The following is a 15,297-nucleotide window of genomic DNA, read 5'->3' as shown; positions in this document are numbered from 1 at the left end:
GCAGGAAAAGCTCGTGTATTCCGCCTAACTATAACTTAAGTGTCAGATCCGCTGGATAAGCCCCCTGTTTCCCGGTATTATGCAGCAGATCTACGGGATAATACCTGGTTTTTAAGGAATTAAACAGACTATTTGACTGATAAGTCCGGGGTTTCAGAGTGTTATAGCAACCCTAAATGAGTTTAGAATGGGTAGTATATAAATATCATCAAGCTGTCAATACAGTTGTACTCATGAATAGTTTTCAATTAGAACACCAACAAAAAGTAGATAATCGTGCTATTCTATCAGACTTTATAAGTAGTAATCCTGATTCAAGAGAGCTTAAGCGAGCATTGGCTGTAAAAATGGCATTGGAGGGTGAGCCATATTTTAAGATTACCAAATTTCTGGGAATAAACAAGTCTTTTATTACATATTGGAAGAACAGATTCGAAGCACAAGGCATTGAAGGTATTAAACTCGGCTACCAAGGATCAAAAAGTTACCTAACCCCAGATGATCGTACAGAAATTATCTCGTGGCTGAGAACCAGAAACTACTGGAACTTTGATGAATTAGTTTCATATTTAGATGAACATTATGATGTGATTTACAAGTCTAAGCAAAGCTACTATACACTTTTTTCGGAAGCAGGTATTAGTTGGAAGAAATCTCAAAAAACCAACCCGAAATCTGATCCAGCTCTAGTCAAAAAAAAAGAGAAGAAATCCAAGGATTTATCCGTCAAAACCAGTTCAAAATTGAGTCTGGGGAATTGATTGTACTTTTTTTGGATGAGTGTCATCTCCTTTGGGGTGATGTTTGTGGATATGTCTGGGGCAAGACAGATATGCGAATCGAAATCCCTATTACAAACGAGAGAATCAGGCAAACATATTATGGCGCATTAAACTATCAAACAAAAGAATTTATTTTGCATCCTTACGAGAAAGGGAATGGAGAGAATACAGTTGCTTTTATGAAGTACTTGCAGGAACAAAATCCTGGGAAGCAAATCGCATTAATTTGGGATGGCGCTAGTTATCATAAGTCACAAGAGATCAAAGATTTTTTAGCTACAGTCAATCATGGGAAGGAAGAGACAGAATGGCAATTCAAATGTATTCTATTTGCACCCAATTCACCAGAACAAAATCCAGTGGAAGATGTTTGGTTACAAGCCAAAAATTCATTGAGAAGATTTTGGAGGTTGTGTCGTTCTTTCCCCGCTGTAAAGTATCTGTTTGAGTTCTTTATAGATCATCAAAAGTTCGATTTTTCTAAAATAGAAGAATATTCACCTTGTTCATAAATCAACTGGGATTGCTATATTGTCGTATTTGTAGATTTAGACACACATAATCTGATTGGTTTAGCTCCTTCTCGCAAGCAGGTTGACATGCTGAGAGTGCTGGAAGGCTGGGGCCAATAGGTGTTAGAGCACATTCTTGAAGTCAGTATTGATTTGTCCGGAAACTACCGAAGTTTTGTGAATAAGTATCTTCCGAATGCTGATATTGTAGCGGACCGATTCCATATTATGAAGCTAGTTAACGATGAGTTAAATCGGACTCGGAATCAGCTCAAGAGAGAAGCGAATGCGGCTCCTGATACCCCTGAGAACAAGGTTGTAAGACAGGCACTTAAGCAGAGTAAATATGCGTTACTTAAACCGGAAGATAATTTGACAGAAGTGCAGCAAAATAAGCTTAATGAAATTAGAGATGCCTCTCCTAAATTAGCGGAAATGCATGGTCTGAAAGAACAGTTTAGAACTATCTTTGAAACGGCGAGTAAATGGTCGGAGGCTCTGTTTGAATTGCTTGACTGGATGGTCGATGCTGAAACATACTTCAATGGTAGTGTAGGTACCCTTTGTCGATGGTTTGGCGAGGTCCTAAACTATTTCGAAAATGGTACAACAAACGGCATTGTGGAAGGTATCAATAATCGATTAAAGCTCATTAAGCGACTTGGATTTGGGTTCAGTAACTTTGATAATTTTGAACTCAGATGTCTAATTTGTTGGAATATTGATATGAACTTGGCATAGCTTAGCCAATAGAATTGACATTCGTTCCGCCCTGATGGACTAGGGAGTCTGGTTAGGATGTCAACCGCTGCCGGATCAGCTCATAGAGGGCTCGCATTCCCATGGCCTCGCCGCCCTCTGGCCGCCCCGGCAGGGACCGTAGATTCCAGGCCATCAGATCTATGTGTATCCAGGGAATCTGCGGGGAAACAAACTCCCGCAAGAACAGTCCCGCCGTGATGGCCCCACCGTAAGACCCTCCAGAGATATTGGAGATATCAGCCACCTTACTCTCCAATAGAGCGCGATAGGGTTCGTGCAAAGGCAACTGCCAGAGGGGATCATCCACCCGTTGCCCCGCCGCCAGTAGAGCCTCAGCCGTCTCTTGATGATTGCAAAAGCAGGCGGGCAGCTCTGTCCCCAAGGCCACCCGTGCCGCCCCGGTGAGCGTAGCACAATCGATTAGTAAATCTGGAGATGCTTGACTGGCTTCTGCCAGGGCATCTGCCAATACCAAACGACCCTCAGCATCCGTATTACCGATTTCGACCGTCACCCCTTTGCGGGAAGTAATAACGTCCAAGGGATGCATGGCATTGCCAGCAATACTATTTTCCACAGCAGGCACCAGTAGCCGCAGCCGCAGCGGCAAGGCCTGGGCCATGATCAAATTGGCCAATCCCATGACCTGGGCGGCTCCCCCCATGTCCTTCTTCATCATCTGCATGCCTGAGCCTGACTTGACATGCAGACCGCCGGTGTCGAAGCAGACCCCCTTGCCGACCAGGGTTACCTGGACTGCCTCTGGATCCCCCCAACGCAGATCAATTAGACGCGGAGCCTGGGCACTGGCTTGGCCTACGGCATAAATCAAGGGATAGTTTTGGCTTAACAGCTCTTCACCGGTAATCAGAGTGAGGTCTGCTCCGTAGGTATCAGCCAGAGTGCGCGCCTGGGCCTCTAGCTGGGCTGGCCCCATATCATTGGCCGGCGTATTGATCAGATCGCGGGTTAGATAGGTGGCAGTTGTGGCCGCCCTGACATAGTCTGTGTCGGCCCCCTTAGGCATGACCAACTCTGCCAGGCCAGGTGGATCGGGTTTTTGATACCGGGTGAAGCGATATTGGCCTAAGGCCCAGCCCAGGCTGAGGCGGGTGGCTGTCTCTGCACTGAGGTCATCGGCTAAAGCATATTGATGGAGAGGAAGTACCTGGGGTAAATTCCCCAGCGTCCAGGTATCCAAGTCTCGCCCCCGACCCACCAGAACCTTGTCAATCCCTTCTGAACCAGGTACGAGGCAATAGCTACCAGGAGTTGCTTCAAACCCGCAAGCCTCCTGCCAAAGGCGGCTATCACTATGATGCTGGCGGAGCATCTCTGCATCGACCAGGTAGATGGGAATAGGCTGGGACAACGGACAACCTCCTACGGAGCAACAATACATGTTCGATGCGACCAGTGGCCGAACGACTCTGTCTATCCTAAGGCTTCAAGAGCCTACCAGCAGAGGATTTCCAGCCTAGACAGCCATCGACGGCAGGCGTTAGGATTCCATGTTGGTGTCCTAGGCTCTGGTCGCGTCTAAACTCACCACCGGCTCATTGCCCACGACTTCAGCCGTATGACTCTGGCCTTGAGGCACAGTCAGCATATCTCCGGCTTCTAGAATGACGGATTGACCCTGCATGGCCATGCGAAAGCGTCCGGAGAGGACGGCATCAATCTTATCGACGCCGTGGGTATGGGACGGAAAGCTCATGCCGGGGGGATAGGTGTAGCGGCTAACCCGGTAGCCCTTCGCTTCTAGCTTTTGGCGTAGGGCAGATTCTGAAAGGGGACCGTCGGTTTCGGGATTCCAGTGCTCTAGTTGCATTACCATAGCCTCCTACAGCGTTTCCTGTCTGGGTGAGGTACAAGCTTATTTTCTGAAGTCAAGGGCTTCCTAGTTCTCCCTGTACCTGACTAGCTTCAGCAGCGCTGTACCCTCACATTTTCTTGCAGCCTAGCATGCCATTATCAATGCCGGTTTTAGAGTCAGAACGCCTCATTCTCCGCCTAGGAGATCCCAAGGATATCGACAGCATCATCCACTATTTCACGGTGAACCAGGCCTATCTGCAGCCCTTCGAACCCCAGCGGCCCGATAATTTTCTCACACCAGGCTATTGGGCCGCAGAACTAGAGGCGCGTCGGCAGGATGCGGTCCAGAAGCGATCGCTAAAACTGTTTATTTTTGAACAGGCCGCCCCGGCTGTGGTCATTGGCGCCATCAATCTCAACAACATGATTTGGGGGGTCTTTCAAGCAGCCACCCTAGGCTACAGCTTGGCAGCGGCGAAACAACGGCAAGGCTATATGAGTGAAGCCGGGTCTCAGTTGATTCGCTATGGGTTTGAGGTGCTGAATCTACACCGGATTATGGCCAACTATATGCCCCACAATCAGCGCAGTGCTAATGTGCTCAAGCGTCTGGGCTTTGAGATTGAAGGCACTGCAAAAGACTATCTGTTTATCAACGGCGGCTGGCAAGATCACGTCCTCACCAGCCGCATTAATCCAGATTGGCGCCTTAATCACAGCTAAGGAGCCGCTCAGCATGGTCTGTCAACATCAGGGGCAGGATTTAGCAAGTTGCGGACGGCGCTGGCCCAGAAATATATCCTCAAGATGATCCGGGTCTATGCTGATTGAGCCACCTGCTTACATCGGGTCAAACACCGCGACAGGGCTGACCACATCCCCATCTCAGATGACCAGGTGGAGGAATACAACAAAATTGCCGCCGCAGTTGTCTATGATTGGGATTTAGAAATCGACAGCAGCGGCCCCGCCCCCGATGAGGCCATTCTGGCAGCGATTCAAACACTGCTGTAGCCAGCCTGTCAGGCAACGGGATGCAGGCACTTGGTTAAGAACGATGTCAACTGTAGCTAAATAGTTCAAATGAACTATTATGATGGTGGCGTTGCGATCGCATATCCGATAGTTTTCCACCAACTGCGTCAGATTGCCAGAGAGCCCTCTATATCCTCCACAAGGAGAACACGATGGAAGTCAATCCTTACCTATTTTTCAATGGTGACTGTGAAGCGGCCTTTCAGTTCTACGCACAGGTTTTAGGTGGCAACCTCGAGGCCATGATGCCCCATAGAGGCTCACCGATGGAGCAGGAAGTCCCTGCCGACTGGGGTGACAAAATTATGCATGCCCACCTCACCCTGGGCAATTGGGGCCTGATGGGCTCTGACTGTCCCCCTGGCACCTACGAAAAACCCCAGGGTTTTTCAGTGTCTCTGCAGATGACTGATCCGGCTCAAGCAGAACACATCTTTAACGCCTTAGCCCAAAACGGCACCATCCAGATGCCCCTGGCGAAAACCTTCTGGGCTGAGAAATTCGGCATGGTGGTCGATCAATTCGGCATTCCCTGGATGATTAACTGTGATGCAGCTGATTGAGTCTTGCGGGTGACCGGTTTGCAGTCCCAAGACGACAGCTAGATGACTCAGTCTACGGCAGCTAGAATTACTGCCCTCGACTCGGCATAGAGCACTCTAAAACCTAGTCAAGGAGATTACACCATGGCAACAACCGACATCCAACAAACCCCAACGATGCTAGCTGAACCCCAGAAGGAGCACCGATGGTTACATAAGTTGATCGGTGAGTGGACATTTGAAGTCGAAGCCATCATGGGTCCAGACCAACCGCTCGAAAAGTCATCGGGCACAGAAAGTGTCAAATCTCTCGGTGGGCTCTGGGTGGTGGCTGAAGGGCAGGGGGACATGTGTGGTGGTCATGGCACCGCAACTACGTTGATGACCCTGGGTTACGATCCCCAAAAACAGCGCTACGTAGGTACCTGGATTGGCTCGATGATGACCTACCTCTGGGTCTATGACGGTGAGTTAGATGCTGCCGAACGGGTGCTGACACTGCATTCGAAAGGTCCTAGCATGTCCAGTGAAGGGAAGCTGGCTCAGTACAAAGATGTGATCGAATTCAAGAGTGATGATCACCGGGTACTGACATCCTATGGCCTCGGGGATGACGGACAGTGGCAGCTCTTCATGACGGCCCATTATCGGCGGAGATGATCGAACTCTAGGTCAGGAGCCACAACCATCTGGCCCCATACTAAATGCCATGGGATGGTTGTCCATCTCAATAGTTTCGAGGTGATCATGATGCCCCAGAAAACCCACCCCTTTAGCCTTGACTCTACCTATGTGGTACTCGGAGAGGATGGGACTGCGATTCCCGTGCCGGTGAGCAGCACATTTTTTGATGATCTAGGGCGCCAATTCGGTAGCTTTCAGGGCAAACGGCTAGTGTCCCATTTCACCTTTGACCAAGACTGGGACACCTGGGAAATGCACCCCGCCGGCGAGGAATTCGTCTGTCTCCTGTCAGGCCAAGTCGATGTGGTGCTAGAGCATGATGGTGCTGAGCATAGGGTGCATCTCAACAGCTCAGGCGCCTATGTGCTGGTGCCCCGTAGCACCTGGCATACCGCTAGAGTCTATGCCCCCAGTGCCATGCTGTTCATCACCCCTGGTGAAGGCACCCAACATCGTCCCGTTTGACATGACAACCATTTACTACACCGCCACCAGCCTGGATGGCTTCATTGCCGATCAGGATCAATCCCTGGATTGGCTGTCGCAATTGGGCGAGCCGAAACCCAATACGTTTGAGGCGTTCCTAGCAGGCGTGGGAGCCATTGCCATGGGGGCCACCACCTATCAGTGGCTCTATGATCATCATATTGCGCCGAAAACTGGAGATTCTCGCCCCTGGCCCTATTCTGTGCCCACGTGGGTATTCAGTTCTCGCCGGCTGCCCGCGATTACAGGAGCAGATATACGATTTGTCAGCGGCGATGTACAGCCCATTCATAAAGAGATGACGATCGCAGCAGGGGATAACACCCTATGGATTGTCGGTGGTGGAGACTTAGCTAGTCAATTCTATGATTGTGGACTCCTAGATGAAATCGTGGTGACCATTGCTGCTGTCACGTTGGGGCGTGGAGCTCCCCTATTTCCACGTCGGATCCAGCCACCACTGCAGCTCCTATCAGTCCAGCCAATGGGCGATTATTTCGCTGAATTGCGCTATCAAGTCTCGTATTCTCAGCGAGATCACCCCTGAGTCCCTAGCGATTGAGGTCGCCCCCCTAGAGAGGAAGAATATGCGAGAAGTCACCTACTTTGTTGCCTGCAGTGTTGACGGTTTTATTGCCCATGCAGATGGCTCCCATGATGGATTTGCTCAAGATAGTGCTTATCTACAGGCGCTATTTGCGGCATTTCCTGAGACACTCCTCACCCATTTCCGTGCGGCTCTGGGCATCCATGGCGAAAATCAAAGATTCGATACGGTGCTGATGGGCCGCAAAACCTATGAAGTAGGCTTAAAGGACGGCATAACCAATCCGTATTCCCATCTGCAGCAATATTTGTTTTCCCGCAGCATGAAAACCAGTCCAGGTGAACATGTCGAGTTGGTTTCAGATGATGCTGTTGAGATGGTTGCGAGTTTAAAGCAACGCCCTGGCAAAGGGATTTGGCTCTGCGGTGGGGCAACGTTGGCGACGACCCTCTTTGCCAATAAGTTGATCGATCAACTTATTTTGAAGCTAAATCCGTTTCTGATCGGCCCTGGGATCCCACTGTTTTCAGGGGTAGTTCAGCAAACGGCCTTAGACTTGACCAATCAGATCAGCTACGACAATGGGGTTTTGCTGCTCCAGTATCAAGTATCCCACTTCAACAGATAATGCCACCAGCAATAGCACAGCACTCCAAACGTTGACTAGGCGCTCTACTTGCCTAGTACGCCAAGGCAGCAAGCAAGAAGGCAGCAAGCAGACAGGGAAATCCTGATCAATGCAGCTATTCAAGCCAGTCAATAGCAGCATGGTTTCTGCCACAGAATACTAGCTATATATATACAAGCAGAGATCCCTAGAGATCTCTGCTTACGGGGCTCGGGGCAACCAACCAGAATCAACCTAATAACTGCTGAGACCGATTCGTTCGCCTGTGCCCATTAGCCTGAGAGCGAGTCAATGCCCTACTAGCTAACTTGCTAGGCGAGCTGCTTAGCGGCTTCCAGTTGCTGGGCGACAAATTCCCAATTGATCAGGTTATTGACAAAGGCGTCAGCATACTTAGCTCGACCATTCTGATAATCGAGGTAGTAAGCATGCTCCCAGACATCCATGGTCAACAGAGGAAATTGGCCATAGACAATGGGATTAACCGCGTTAGGAGTATTGATGACCTTCAGACGACCATTCTCGAGGACCAGCCAAGCCCAGCCACTACCAAATTGACCGGTGCCAGCAGACTTCAAGGCATCCTTGAAAGACTCCAAGCCGCCTAGCTCCTGGTTGATTTTTTCAGCCAACTCTCCTGTGGGCTGACCACCCCCATTCGGGCTCATGCAGTTCCAGTAGAAGCTATGGTTCCAGGCTTGAGCCGCATTATTGTGTAGCTTGGTCAGTTCGGGATTGTTGTAGGCTGCCTTGATCACGTCCTCAATAGAGCGCTCAGCCATGCCAGCTTCCTGAACCAGGCTGTTATAGGTATTGACATACTTAGCGTGATGCTTATCGTGGTGAAATTCTAGGGTGCGCGCTGAGATATGAGGCTCTAGCGCATCGTAGGCGTAAGGCAGATTCGGTAGTTCGTAAGCCATGGAAACCTCCTTGGCGTCTCTCTACCCCTAGCTTGGGAAATTATGTGCCTTGATGATTCCGTCAAAAGACAGACATTAGTGTCCTGTAACCCCTTACTTACCAGCTAGAGCTTGCCACAGCAAGCTGACTCGCTATCTCTGAGCAAGCTCACAGGACACAGAGTCGCCTATCCTGGCTAGTTGACTGGTGAGGGATCCTGACAACTATGTCATGACATCGCCTACGGCCAGAACAGCTCAGCCAAAACTGGTCAAGCAGCGACTAAAGTCAGCCACTACAAAAAGCCGATTGAAGACTGGGGTGCTAGGATTCGAACCTAGGAATGGCGGGACCAAAACCCGCTGCCTTACCGCTTGGCTACACCCCAACGAGGCAAGCTTAGCCATTCTAACAACTTCTGTCGAAACTCTGTCAAGATTCTTCTGCCGATACCACTGTTTTCCGGGTTGGCCCGGTCGTGGTCCGCTCATCGGCAACCTATCAGGGGTAATGGCATGGCTAGGGCAGTAGCACTCGGCAGCCAAGCCCCCGTCGGCAGTCAAGCCTAAAAAAGGCACGTCTGACCCATGCCCCAGGGACCCAGTAGATCGAATGCTACTCGTCGGTCATGAAGGGCTAGCCTCCGGCCACAGCCGGGACAATGCTGACTTCGTCACCATCACTCAGAGGGGTCTCTTTCCCGTTGAGGAAGCGAATGTCTTCGCTGTTGACGTAGAAGTTGATAAACCGGCGCAGTTCACCCTGATCGTCGCAGAGGCGCTTTTTGATGCCGGGACAATTCTGTTCGAGGACATCCAATAGCTCAACGATAGTGGACCCTGTACACTCGATGGTGGCTTGATTGTTGGTGAACTTTTGCAATGGCGTTGGAATCAGAACTTTAACGGTCATGGTGCACTCAAAACAGTAATGGCTGAACGACAACAGGATCCCCCTTGTGATGTCGAAGCTTAAGCCCAGCTAGAGGGAACCTGAGAAGCAATCAACACACTCAGGTGAAACTGGGTATGGCCCCCGGCATAGTAGTATTCCAGGCAATTAAACCAATATCTGCTGCCACTCCAATCGGTCTAGGGTGCGGGCGCGATCTAGGGCCCGCTCGAAGCTGTCAAGCTTCGCCTCAATCGTCAACGGCTCCCCGATATACCCAGCGACGGCCTCTTGGGTTTTCAAACCGTTACCTGTGATATAGGCCACGGTAGTTTCATCGGGGTCGACTTTGCCTGCTTCTACCAGCTTCTTCAATACGGCGATGGTGGTGCCACCGGCGGTTTCGGTAAAGATGCCTTCCGTTTCTGCCAGCAATTTCATGCCTTCGACAATTTCGGCATCGGTGACGGCCTCAATGGTGCCTTGGGTCTTGCGGGCGATATCTAGGGCATAGACACCGTCAGCAGGATTGCCAATGGCGATAGATTTGGCAATGGTATTGGGCTTCACCGGAGAAATGAAGTCGCGACTTTCTTGGAAGGCTTGAGCGATGGGGGAGCACCCTTCGGCTTGGGCCCCACTGAAGCGGACTGCTTTGTCGGCCACCAGGCCAACTTTGGTGAATTCTTGGAAGCCTTTGTAGATCTTGCCAAACAGGGAGCCAGAGGCTAGGGGAGCCACGATGTGGTCAGGCAGCTGCCATCCGAGTTGCTCGGCCACTTCAAAGCCCAGGGTCTTGGATCCCTCAGAATAGTAGGGACGCAAATTAATATTGACAAATCCCCAACCGTGGGTGTTGGCAACTTCGGAGCAGAGGCGATTGACTTGGTCGTAATTGCCCTCGACGGCCATGAGGATAGGGCCGTAGATCAATGTGCCTAGGATTTTGCCGGCTTCTAGATCGGCAGGAATGAAGACACAGCAGTCGAGCCCGGCATGGGCGGCAATGGCGGCGGTGGAATTGGCTAAATTGCCAGTGCTGGCGCAGGAAACCGTGGAGAAGCCGAGTTCCCGAGCTCGGGTCAGCGCCACAGACACCACCCGATCTTTGAAGCTGAGGGTGGGCATGTTGACGGCATCATTTTTAATGTAGAGCCGCTTTAGCCCTAAGTGGCGGGCCAGGCGATTGGCTGGCACTAGAGGTGTCATGCCGGTGCCGACATCAATGGGGGTGTCGGTATTGACGGGGAGAAAGTCTTTGTAACGCCAGATGGAATTGGGGCCAGATGCGATCGCATCTCGGCTGACCCGTCGCCGAATTTCGTCATAGTCATAGACGACTTCTAGGGGGCCAAAGCACACATCTTCGCAAACATGGTTGGCGCCTAAGGAATACTCTTCGCCACATTCCTTACATCTCAAAGCCGTAAACGTCGACTGGGGGGCAGTCGACGTGGCTTGCTCAATCACCTGGGTCATAGGGCTACTCCCAACGCACAACAACAATACTCGGCGCAAACGAGGACTCGGCGCAAACGAGGACACAGACAACGACGGTATCTAGTACCAACGACGAAGCTGGCCGGATAGTAACACGGGCCACAAAACCCCGTCAAACATATCCGACTTTTTTAGTCGGGATTAAAGTAATTGCCGCCAGCGCTGTTTATTTCCCCTGCCCGTCGATCGATATTGGCAGGCAATATTGGCAGGGAGATATCGGTGCGTCAGCCCCAGAGGCGGGATAGCCATCGCCGCGGAGTCGGTGATGCCAGACTAGAGACAGGGGAGGTGCGATCGCATGGCCAGAAAAATCCAGCAAAGTGGCCAAATCAGCCGATTTTCTAGGGGTGACTGTAGTTTCTTATACAAAAAACCGATGAATAGGTAAGGTTAAGTGTTCTAAAGTCAGAGAACGCTTGCATTACTAGATTCAAGGGACCCTTTCTATCAGGACCCGTGGGGTCAGACGGATGATTTAAACCACTGAGTCTGGTGAATCTGGCCTCTATATAAATGGATCGGCTGGCGCGTTGGTAGACTTGAGGCTTCGGTAAGACGTCTCAGCCCTCTCTTACCATGGTGTAGTGCAGTTGTGATGGTCGTGACACAGGATAAGCCCCTCGCTGACGTTTTTCGCCAACTCTCTGGAGGCGCGTTCCCTCCAGTGGTCGAAACCTTCGATCGAGGCAAAACAATCTTTTTCCCAGGCGACCCGGCTGAGCGCGTCTACTTCCTAATGAAGGGAGCTGTGAAGCTCTCGCGGGTCTATGAGGCCGGTGAAGAAATCACAGTAGCGCTATTGCGGGAGAATAGCGTCTTCGGGGTGCTGTCTTTAATTACCGGGCATCGCTCCGATCGGTTCTATCACGCGGTTGCCTTTACCCCCGTAGAGTTGATGTCTGTGCCTATCGAGCAAGTCGAACAGGCCCTAGAGGAGCATCCCGAGTTAGCCATGCTGATGCTACGGGGACTGTCGTCTCGCATTCTGCAGACAGAGATGATGATCGAGACCCTAGCCCATCGGGATATGGGCTCGCGCTTGGTCAGCTTTCTCCTGATTCTCTGTCGTGATTTTGGCCTGCCCAGCCAAGATGGCATCACGGTCGATCTAAAGCTATCCCATCAGGCTATTGCCGAAGCAATTGGCTCCACCCGGGTAACCGTCACCCGTCTGTTGGGAGATCTGAGGCAGGAAGGCATGATTTCAATTCACAAGAAAAAAATCACAGTGCACGACCCTGTAAACCTCAGCCAGCAGTTCACCTAGGGTCTGTAACATGCAGTAGAGTGTATCTGAACTGCACGTCGCTGTTGCATGATCTCGGGATACGTCTTAATTGCGGCTGTTTTACTGTTGAGCGGGGTGATTGCAACAGTTGGCGATCGCATCGGCATGCGGATCGGTAAGGCTCGCCTGAGCTTGTTCAATCTGCGGCCTCGACAGACCGCCACCCTTGTCAGCATTCTCACCGGCGGCGTGATTTCAGCTTCGACCTTAGCCCTGTTATTCGGCGTGAGTAGCCAGTTACGGACTGGAGTCTTCGAACTCCAGGAAATTCAAGAGGCGCTACAACAGGCAGAACAGGACCTATCTCAAGCCCGCGACGCCCGAGAAACCGTCGAGGCCGAACTGGAGGAGTCCATAGAACAACGCTCCGAAGCCCGGCAACAGCTACAGCAGATTAACCAGTCTTTGGAGACGGCGTTGGCGCAACGGCAGCAGGCCCGCCAGCAGTTGCAGCGAACCCGGCAGCAGTTAGAGGCCGTGTCGCAGCAGGCCCAGACCCTGCGACGTGAAATCGTGCAGTTGCGACAAGAGCGGCAGTCTCTTCTAAGCGAACGAAATGCCGCTGTGGCCGAACGTGATGCCGCCGTGAGTGAACGGCGGGCCGCAGAAGCCGATATCGCCCGCTTAGAAGCTCGTTTAGAAGAGTTGGAGGCCCAACGGGCTTTTTTGGATCGGGAAGTCGAGCAGCTGGAGCGGCAATATCAGGGCCTCTTTCGCGGCAACATTGCCCTGGCCCGCAACGAAGAGTTGGCATCGGCCGTGTTTCGCCTAGATTCAACCCCCCAGGCGACCCAAGCCGTTAATCAATTACTTTTCCAAGCCAATCGAGTGGCACTGCAGCGCATTGCCCCCGGCAGTGGCCCTGATCGCCAGGTGATCTTGATCTCCAGTCGCGAGGTGGAGCAGATCATCGACCGCCTAGATGATGGCGAGGAATATTTGGTCCGGATTCTATCAGCCGCCAATTATGTCACTGGAGAGCCTTGCGTCATCCAGGGGGAGGAGCCCTGTATTCAGGTATTCTCCGATGTCACGCGTAATCGCATCATTTACCAGCCGGGTGAGCGGTTAGCCTCTACGGTGGTTGAGGCCTCCGAATTGACCAATCAACGATTGCTAGAGCGCTTCAATCTCCTGTTGGCCGCCGCCCAGTTCAGGGCTCGCCAGGACGGTGTGGTGGGCGATCAGCCCCGGGTTGCCGACAATCGTACTGAAGCTGTCGTGAGGTTTTTAACCAATGTTCAGCAGCTTGGGGACACGGTAGAGCTGCGTGCGATCGCATCTGAGCCCATATATACCGTAGGCCCCATCCACATAGAACTACAGGCCATCCGTGACGGTGACATTATCCTCCAAACTCGTCCTCCTACCCCTGACACACCAGAAACGAGCCGTCCCGAGCCAGATACGCCCTAGCTAGCCAACCCATCGCAATCAGGTGCAACCTGGCGCCATTGTTAACAGGCATGTACCCAGTTCTTTAAGAAAATTAATCACTTGCTATCATTCGTGTCGCCATCTCTACAACTGGCACCAAATCAGGAACCACCTGCCACTGGTGCCAGCAAGATGACCTGCCACGATAATTCTCTTTGGCGGCGAAAATTTAATAATCTCTAAAAAAATTTGCAGATAGTTACCAAATCCGAGCTGTTTGTCACTAATGGAAACCTCAGTGATTAGAATTGACCTACATTCTTGGATTCAGTGACAAGTCCATGATTCTATGGCGCTAACGCTTGAAATCCCTTGGAATAAGGAGATTACTCGTTAATTGGTAGCTCTAACCCTCAGTCAAATCTAGGCCTGCCCCTGATGCGAGGATAAACTCCAATTCCCTAGCTGAGTTTGGGATGTCGCAATGGATTATTAAAGTGTCTCTCACAGTTACGTGTATTAGTTTGCGCACTGTCGTTCTTGAGGTCGACAAGAGCGATAAAACTATCCCTGGTCAGGGACTATCAAACCAGGTTTAGAGGATATTTGGAAAGTACCCTGCAACCTTGCTCCAGACTGGATTCTGGCCAACAGAGTCATATGCTCTAAGACGCTTACCCTGCAGGGCTTTCAACTGAGTTTTCAAATGTCCTCTTAGGCCCTATACCAACGTGAACAAAAGAATACTTGATGCCAATCTGTTAGGGTCGCAGCTATTGATCCCCATCCTGACTCGAGGCAATTGCTCTCCCCGGTAAACTATCTAATTTGGCTGCGACGGGGTCTTTTTAGCATCGGTCTCTGACCACGGGTTCCATAACACTTACCTCTCAGCTTATCCCCGCCTATCGATATTGCCCAAGCACTCTTGCTAAGGATATCGCTGCTCAGAGTGAATCCTATTTACATTGCGGGATCAGCGCATTTGAATTTGGGATAAAATCATGAAGTTCGAAGACATTTATCAATTTTTTGCAGACCCACCGCCTATTTATCTCAACAAGGAACTAGCCGTCTGCTATGTGTTGGCCGTGCTGCTGCAGCGAGATTCCTATGGCACCGAATTGATTCAACTGCTAGGGCAAAAATACTCTGATTATCGTCTGTCTGACACCGTGCTGTATAGTGCCCTAAAATTCCTTGAGGATGAGCAAGCCATTAACGGCTACTGGAAGAAAGTAGAGGGGCGGGGACGCCCTCGCCGCATGTACCGTCTCAACCCTGATTGGCGCATGCGGGCAGAGGAACTGGCTGAACTCTGGCACCAATACATGAAAGAACGGCTGAGTACTACCCAGTACGAACATAGTCGAGTGGCCACCTCCTCTTAACGGCCTCTTCAACGCCCCTGACCATAGCGCTAACGAAAGGCAACTAACAAGCCAACTAACGGCATGGCCTAGGGGTCGCCATGGGGCTATGATTCTCCAATAAGACTCTGGCGACAACGCTGGATCACCAGGTGAGTCGAGTCAGACT

General features: G+C 51.2%; 17 protein-coding genes and 1 tRNA gene. 11 read left to right on the top strand and 7 right to left on the bottom strand.

Annotation, left to right across the window (positions count from 1 at the left end):
• Positions 1 to 233 precede the first annotated feature (233 nt).
• Positions 234 to 1,294, top strand: a protein-coding gene (locus tag XM38_RS29045) for an IS630 family transposase (RefSeq protein ID WP_088431532.1) whose coding sequence is annotated in 2 segments (ribosomal slippage) — positions 234 to 696 and positions 696 to 1,294 — 1,062 coding nt in all. Because the reading frame shifts where the segments join, the coding sequence is not laid out codon by codon here.
• Between the two features lie 120 nt (positions 1,295 to 1,414).
• Complete coding sequence (locus XM38_RS15485; protein WP_080804879.1) at positions 1,415 to 2,035, top strand: ISL3 family transposase; 621 nt, start codon at positions 1,415 to 1,417, stop codon at positions 2,033 to 2,035.
• Positions 2,036 to 2,087: 52 nt separating this feature from the next.
• Here the strand turns inward: XM38_RS15485 and XM38_RS15480 are convergent, their stop codons facing one another.
• Both XM38_RS15480 and XM38_RS15475 read right to left on the bottom strand, forming a co-directional pair.
• A complete protein-coding gene (locus tag XM38_RS15480; protein ID WP_080804877.1) occupies positions 2,088 to 3,428 on the bottom strand; it encodes a leucyl aminopeptidase family protein in 1,341 nt (446 codons plus the stop codon).
• A 150-nt stretch (positions 3,429 to 3,578) separates the two neighbouring features.
• Positions 3,579 to 3,887 (bottom strand): cupin domain-containing protein, encoded by a 309-nt coding sequence (locus XM38_RS15475; protein ID WP_187329428.1) that lies wholly within the window; start codon positions 3,885 to 3,887, stop codon positions 3,579 to 3,581.
• Between the two features lie 134 nt (positions 3,888 to 4,021).
• On the opposite strand from XM38_RS15475, the gene XM38_RS15470 reads away from it, so the two are divergent.
• From XM38_RS15470 to XM38_RS15445, 6 genes are all read left to right on the top strand, one after another.
• On the top strand, positions 4,022 to 4,597 hold the full coding sequence (locus XM38_RS15470; protein WP_080804874.1) for a GNAT family N-acetyltransferase: 576 nt from the start codon (positions 4,022 to 4,024) through the stop codon (positions 4,595 to 4,597).
• Between the two features lie 464 nt (positions 4,598 to 5,061).
• A complete protein-coding gene (locus tag XM38_RS15465; RefSeq protein WP_080804872.1) occupies positions 5,062 to 5,472 on the top strand; it encodes a VOC family protein in 411 nt (136 codons plus the stop codon).
• Positions 5,473 to 5,595: 123 nt separating this feature from the next.
• Positions 5,596 to 6,111, top strand: coding sequence for a DUF1579 domain-containing protein (locus XM38_RS15460; RefSeq protein WP_080804870.1), 516 nt, complete (start codon positions 5,596 to 5,598; stop codon positions 6,109 to 6,111).
• Positions 6,112 to 6,198: 87 nt separating this feature from the next.
• Entirely contained in the window at positions 6,199 to 6,600 is a 402-nt protein-coding gene (locus tag XM38_RS15455; RefSeq protein ID WP_202978902.1) for a WxcM-like domain-containing protein, read from the top strand.
• 1 nt (position 6,601) lies between these two features.
• The gene (locus tag XM38_RS15450) at positions 6,602 to 7,168 is read left to right on the top strand and encodes a dihydrofolate reductase family protein (RefSeq protein ID WP_080804868.1); all 567 of its coding nucleotides are present in this window, start codon (positions 6,602 to 6,604) and stop codon (positions 7,166 to 7,168) included.
• Positions 7,169 to 7,208: 40 nt separating this feature from the next.
• On the top strand, positions 7,209 to 7,796 hold the full coding sequence (locus XM38_RS15445; RefSeq protein WP_088430301.1) for a dihydrofolate reductase family protein: 588 nt from the start codon (positions 7,209 to 7,211) through the stop codon (positions 7,794 to 7,796).
• 311 nt (positions 7,797 to 8,107) lie between these two features.
• Here XM38_RS15445 and XM38_RS15440 read toward each other — a convergent pair whose 3' ends face one another.
• The 5 genes from XM38_RS15440 to XM38_RS26040 all read right to left on the bottom strand — a co-directional run bounded on the left by XM38_RS15440 (position 8,108) and on the right by XM38_RS26040 (position 11,412).
• Entirely contained in the window at positions 8,108 to 8,719 is a 612-nt protein-coding gene (locus tag XM38_RS15440; RefSeq protein ID WP_080804863.1) for a superoxide dismutase, read from the bottom strand.
• A gap of 296 nt (positions 8,720 to 9,015) precedes the next feature.
• Positions 9,016 to 9,087 (bottom strand) — tRNA-Gln (locus XM38_RS15435).
• 248 nt (positions 9,088 to 9,335) lie between these two features.
• Positions 9,336 to 9,611: a MoaD/ThiS family protein gene (locus tag XM38_RS15430; protein ID WP_080804862.1), complete on the bottom strand. Its 276-nt coding sequence runs from the start codon at positions 9,609 to 9,611 to the stop codon at positions 9,336 to 9,338.
• Positions 9,612 to 9,758: 147 nt separating this feature from the next.
• Entirely contained in the window at positions 9,759 to 11,069 is a 1,311-nt protein-coding gene (gene thrC, locus XM38_RS15425; protein WP_080804860.1) for a threonine synthase, read from the bottom strand.
• 187 nt (positions 11,070 to 11,256) lie between these two features.
• A complete protein-coding gene (locus XM38_RS26040; protein ID WP_187329427.1) occupies positions 11,257 to 11,412 on the bottom strand; it encodes a hypothetical protein in 156 nt (51 codons plus the stop codon).
• 276 nt (positions 11,413 to 11,688) lie between these two features.
• Here XM38_RS26040 and ntcA point away from each other — a divergent pair, with 276 nt between their 5' ends.
• The 3 genes from ntcA to XM38_RS15410 all read left to right on the top strand — a co-directional run bounded on the left by ntcA (position 11,689) and on the right by XM38_RS15410 (position 15,149).
• On the top strand, positions 11,689 to 12,360 hold the full coding sequence (ntcA, locus tag XM38_RS15420; RefSeq protein ID WP_080804858.1) for a global nitrogen regulator NtcA: 672 nt from the start codon (positions 11,689 to 11,691) through the stop codon (positions 12,358 to 12,360).
• Positions 12,361 to 12,408: 48 nt separating this feature from the next.
• The gene (locus XM38_RS15415) at positions 12,409 to 13,797 is read left to right on the top strand and encodes a DUF3084 domain-containing protein (protein ID WP_080804856.1); all 1,389 of its coding nucleotides are present in this window, start codon (positions 12,409 to 12,411) and stop codon (positions 13,795 to 13,797) included.
• A 965-nt stretch (positions 13,798 to 14,762) separates the two neighbouring features.
• Positions 14,763 to 15,149, top strand: a complete 387-nt coding sequence (locus tag XM38_RS15410) for a PadR family transcriptional regulator (RefSeq protein WP_080804854.1) — start codon at positions 14,763 to 14,765, stop codon at positions 15,147 to 15,149.
• Positions 15,150 to 15,297 lie beyond the last annotated feature (148 nt).

Origin of the sequence: Halomicronema hongdechloris C2206 (genome assembly GCF_002075285.3) — a bacterium.
In the GTDB taxonomy this organism is placed as follows: Bacteria; Cyanobacteriota; Cyanobacteriia; order Phormidesmidales; family Phormidesmidaceae; genus Halomicronema_B; species Halomicronema_B hongdechloris.
Note: the sequence above shows the minus strand (reverse complement) of the source record. Positions and strands in the feature narration are given on the sequence as shown.

Coding starts and splice junctions, on each gene's coding strand:
- XM38_RS15475 (WP_187329428.1), bottom strand. CDS start 3,887: ATGCAACTAGAGCACTGGAATCCCGAAACCGACGGTCCCCTTTCAGAA.
- XM38_RS15470 (WP_080804874.1), top strand. CDS start 4,022: ATGCCATTATCAATGCCGGTTTTAGAGTCAGAACGCCTCATTCTCCGC.
- XM38_RS15465 (WP_080804872.1), top strand. CDS start 5,062: ATGGAAGTCAATCCTTACCTATTTTTCAATGGTGACTGTGAAGCGGCC.
- XM38_RS15460 (WP_080804870.1), top strand. CDS start 5,596: ATGGCAACAACCGACATCCAACAAACCCCAACGATGCTAGCTGAACCC.
- XM38_RS15455 (WP_202978902.1), top strand. CDS start 6,199: ATGATGCCCCAGAAAACCCACCCCTTTAGCCTTGACTCTACCTATGTG.
- XM38_RS15450 (WP_080804868.1), top strand. CDS start 6,602: ATGACAACCATTTACTACACCGCCACCAGCCTGGATGGCTTCATTGCC.
- XM38_RS15445 (WP_088430301.1), top strand. CDS start 7,209: ATGCGAGAAGTCACCTACTTTGTTGCCTGCAGTGTTGACGGTTTTATT.
- XM38_RS15440 (WP_080804863.1), bottom strand. CDS start 8,719: ATGGCTTACGAACTACCGAATCTGCCTTACGCCTACGATGCGCTAGAG.
- XM38_RS15430 (WP_080804862.1), bottom strand. CDS start 9,611: ATGACCGTTAAAGTTCTGATTCCAACGCCATTGCAAAAGTTCACCAAC.
- thrC (WP_080804860.1), bottom strand. CDS start 11,069: ATGACCCAGGTGATTGAGCAAGCCACGTCGACTGCCCCCCAGTCGACG.
- ntcA (WP_080804858.1), top strand. CDS start 11,689: ATGGTCGTGACACAGGATAAGCCCCTCGCTGACGTTTTTCGCCAACTC.
- XM38_RS15415 (WP_080804856.1), top strand. CDS start 12,409: ATGATCTCGGGATACGTCTTAATTGCGGCTGTTTTACTGTTGAGCGGG.
- XM38_RS15410 (WP_080804854.1), top strand. CDS start 14,763: ATGAAGTTCGAAGACATTTATCAATTTTTTGCAGACCCACCGCCTATT.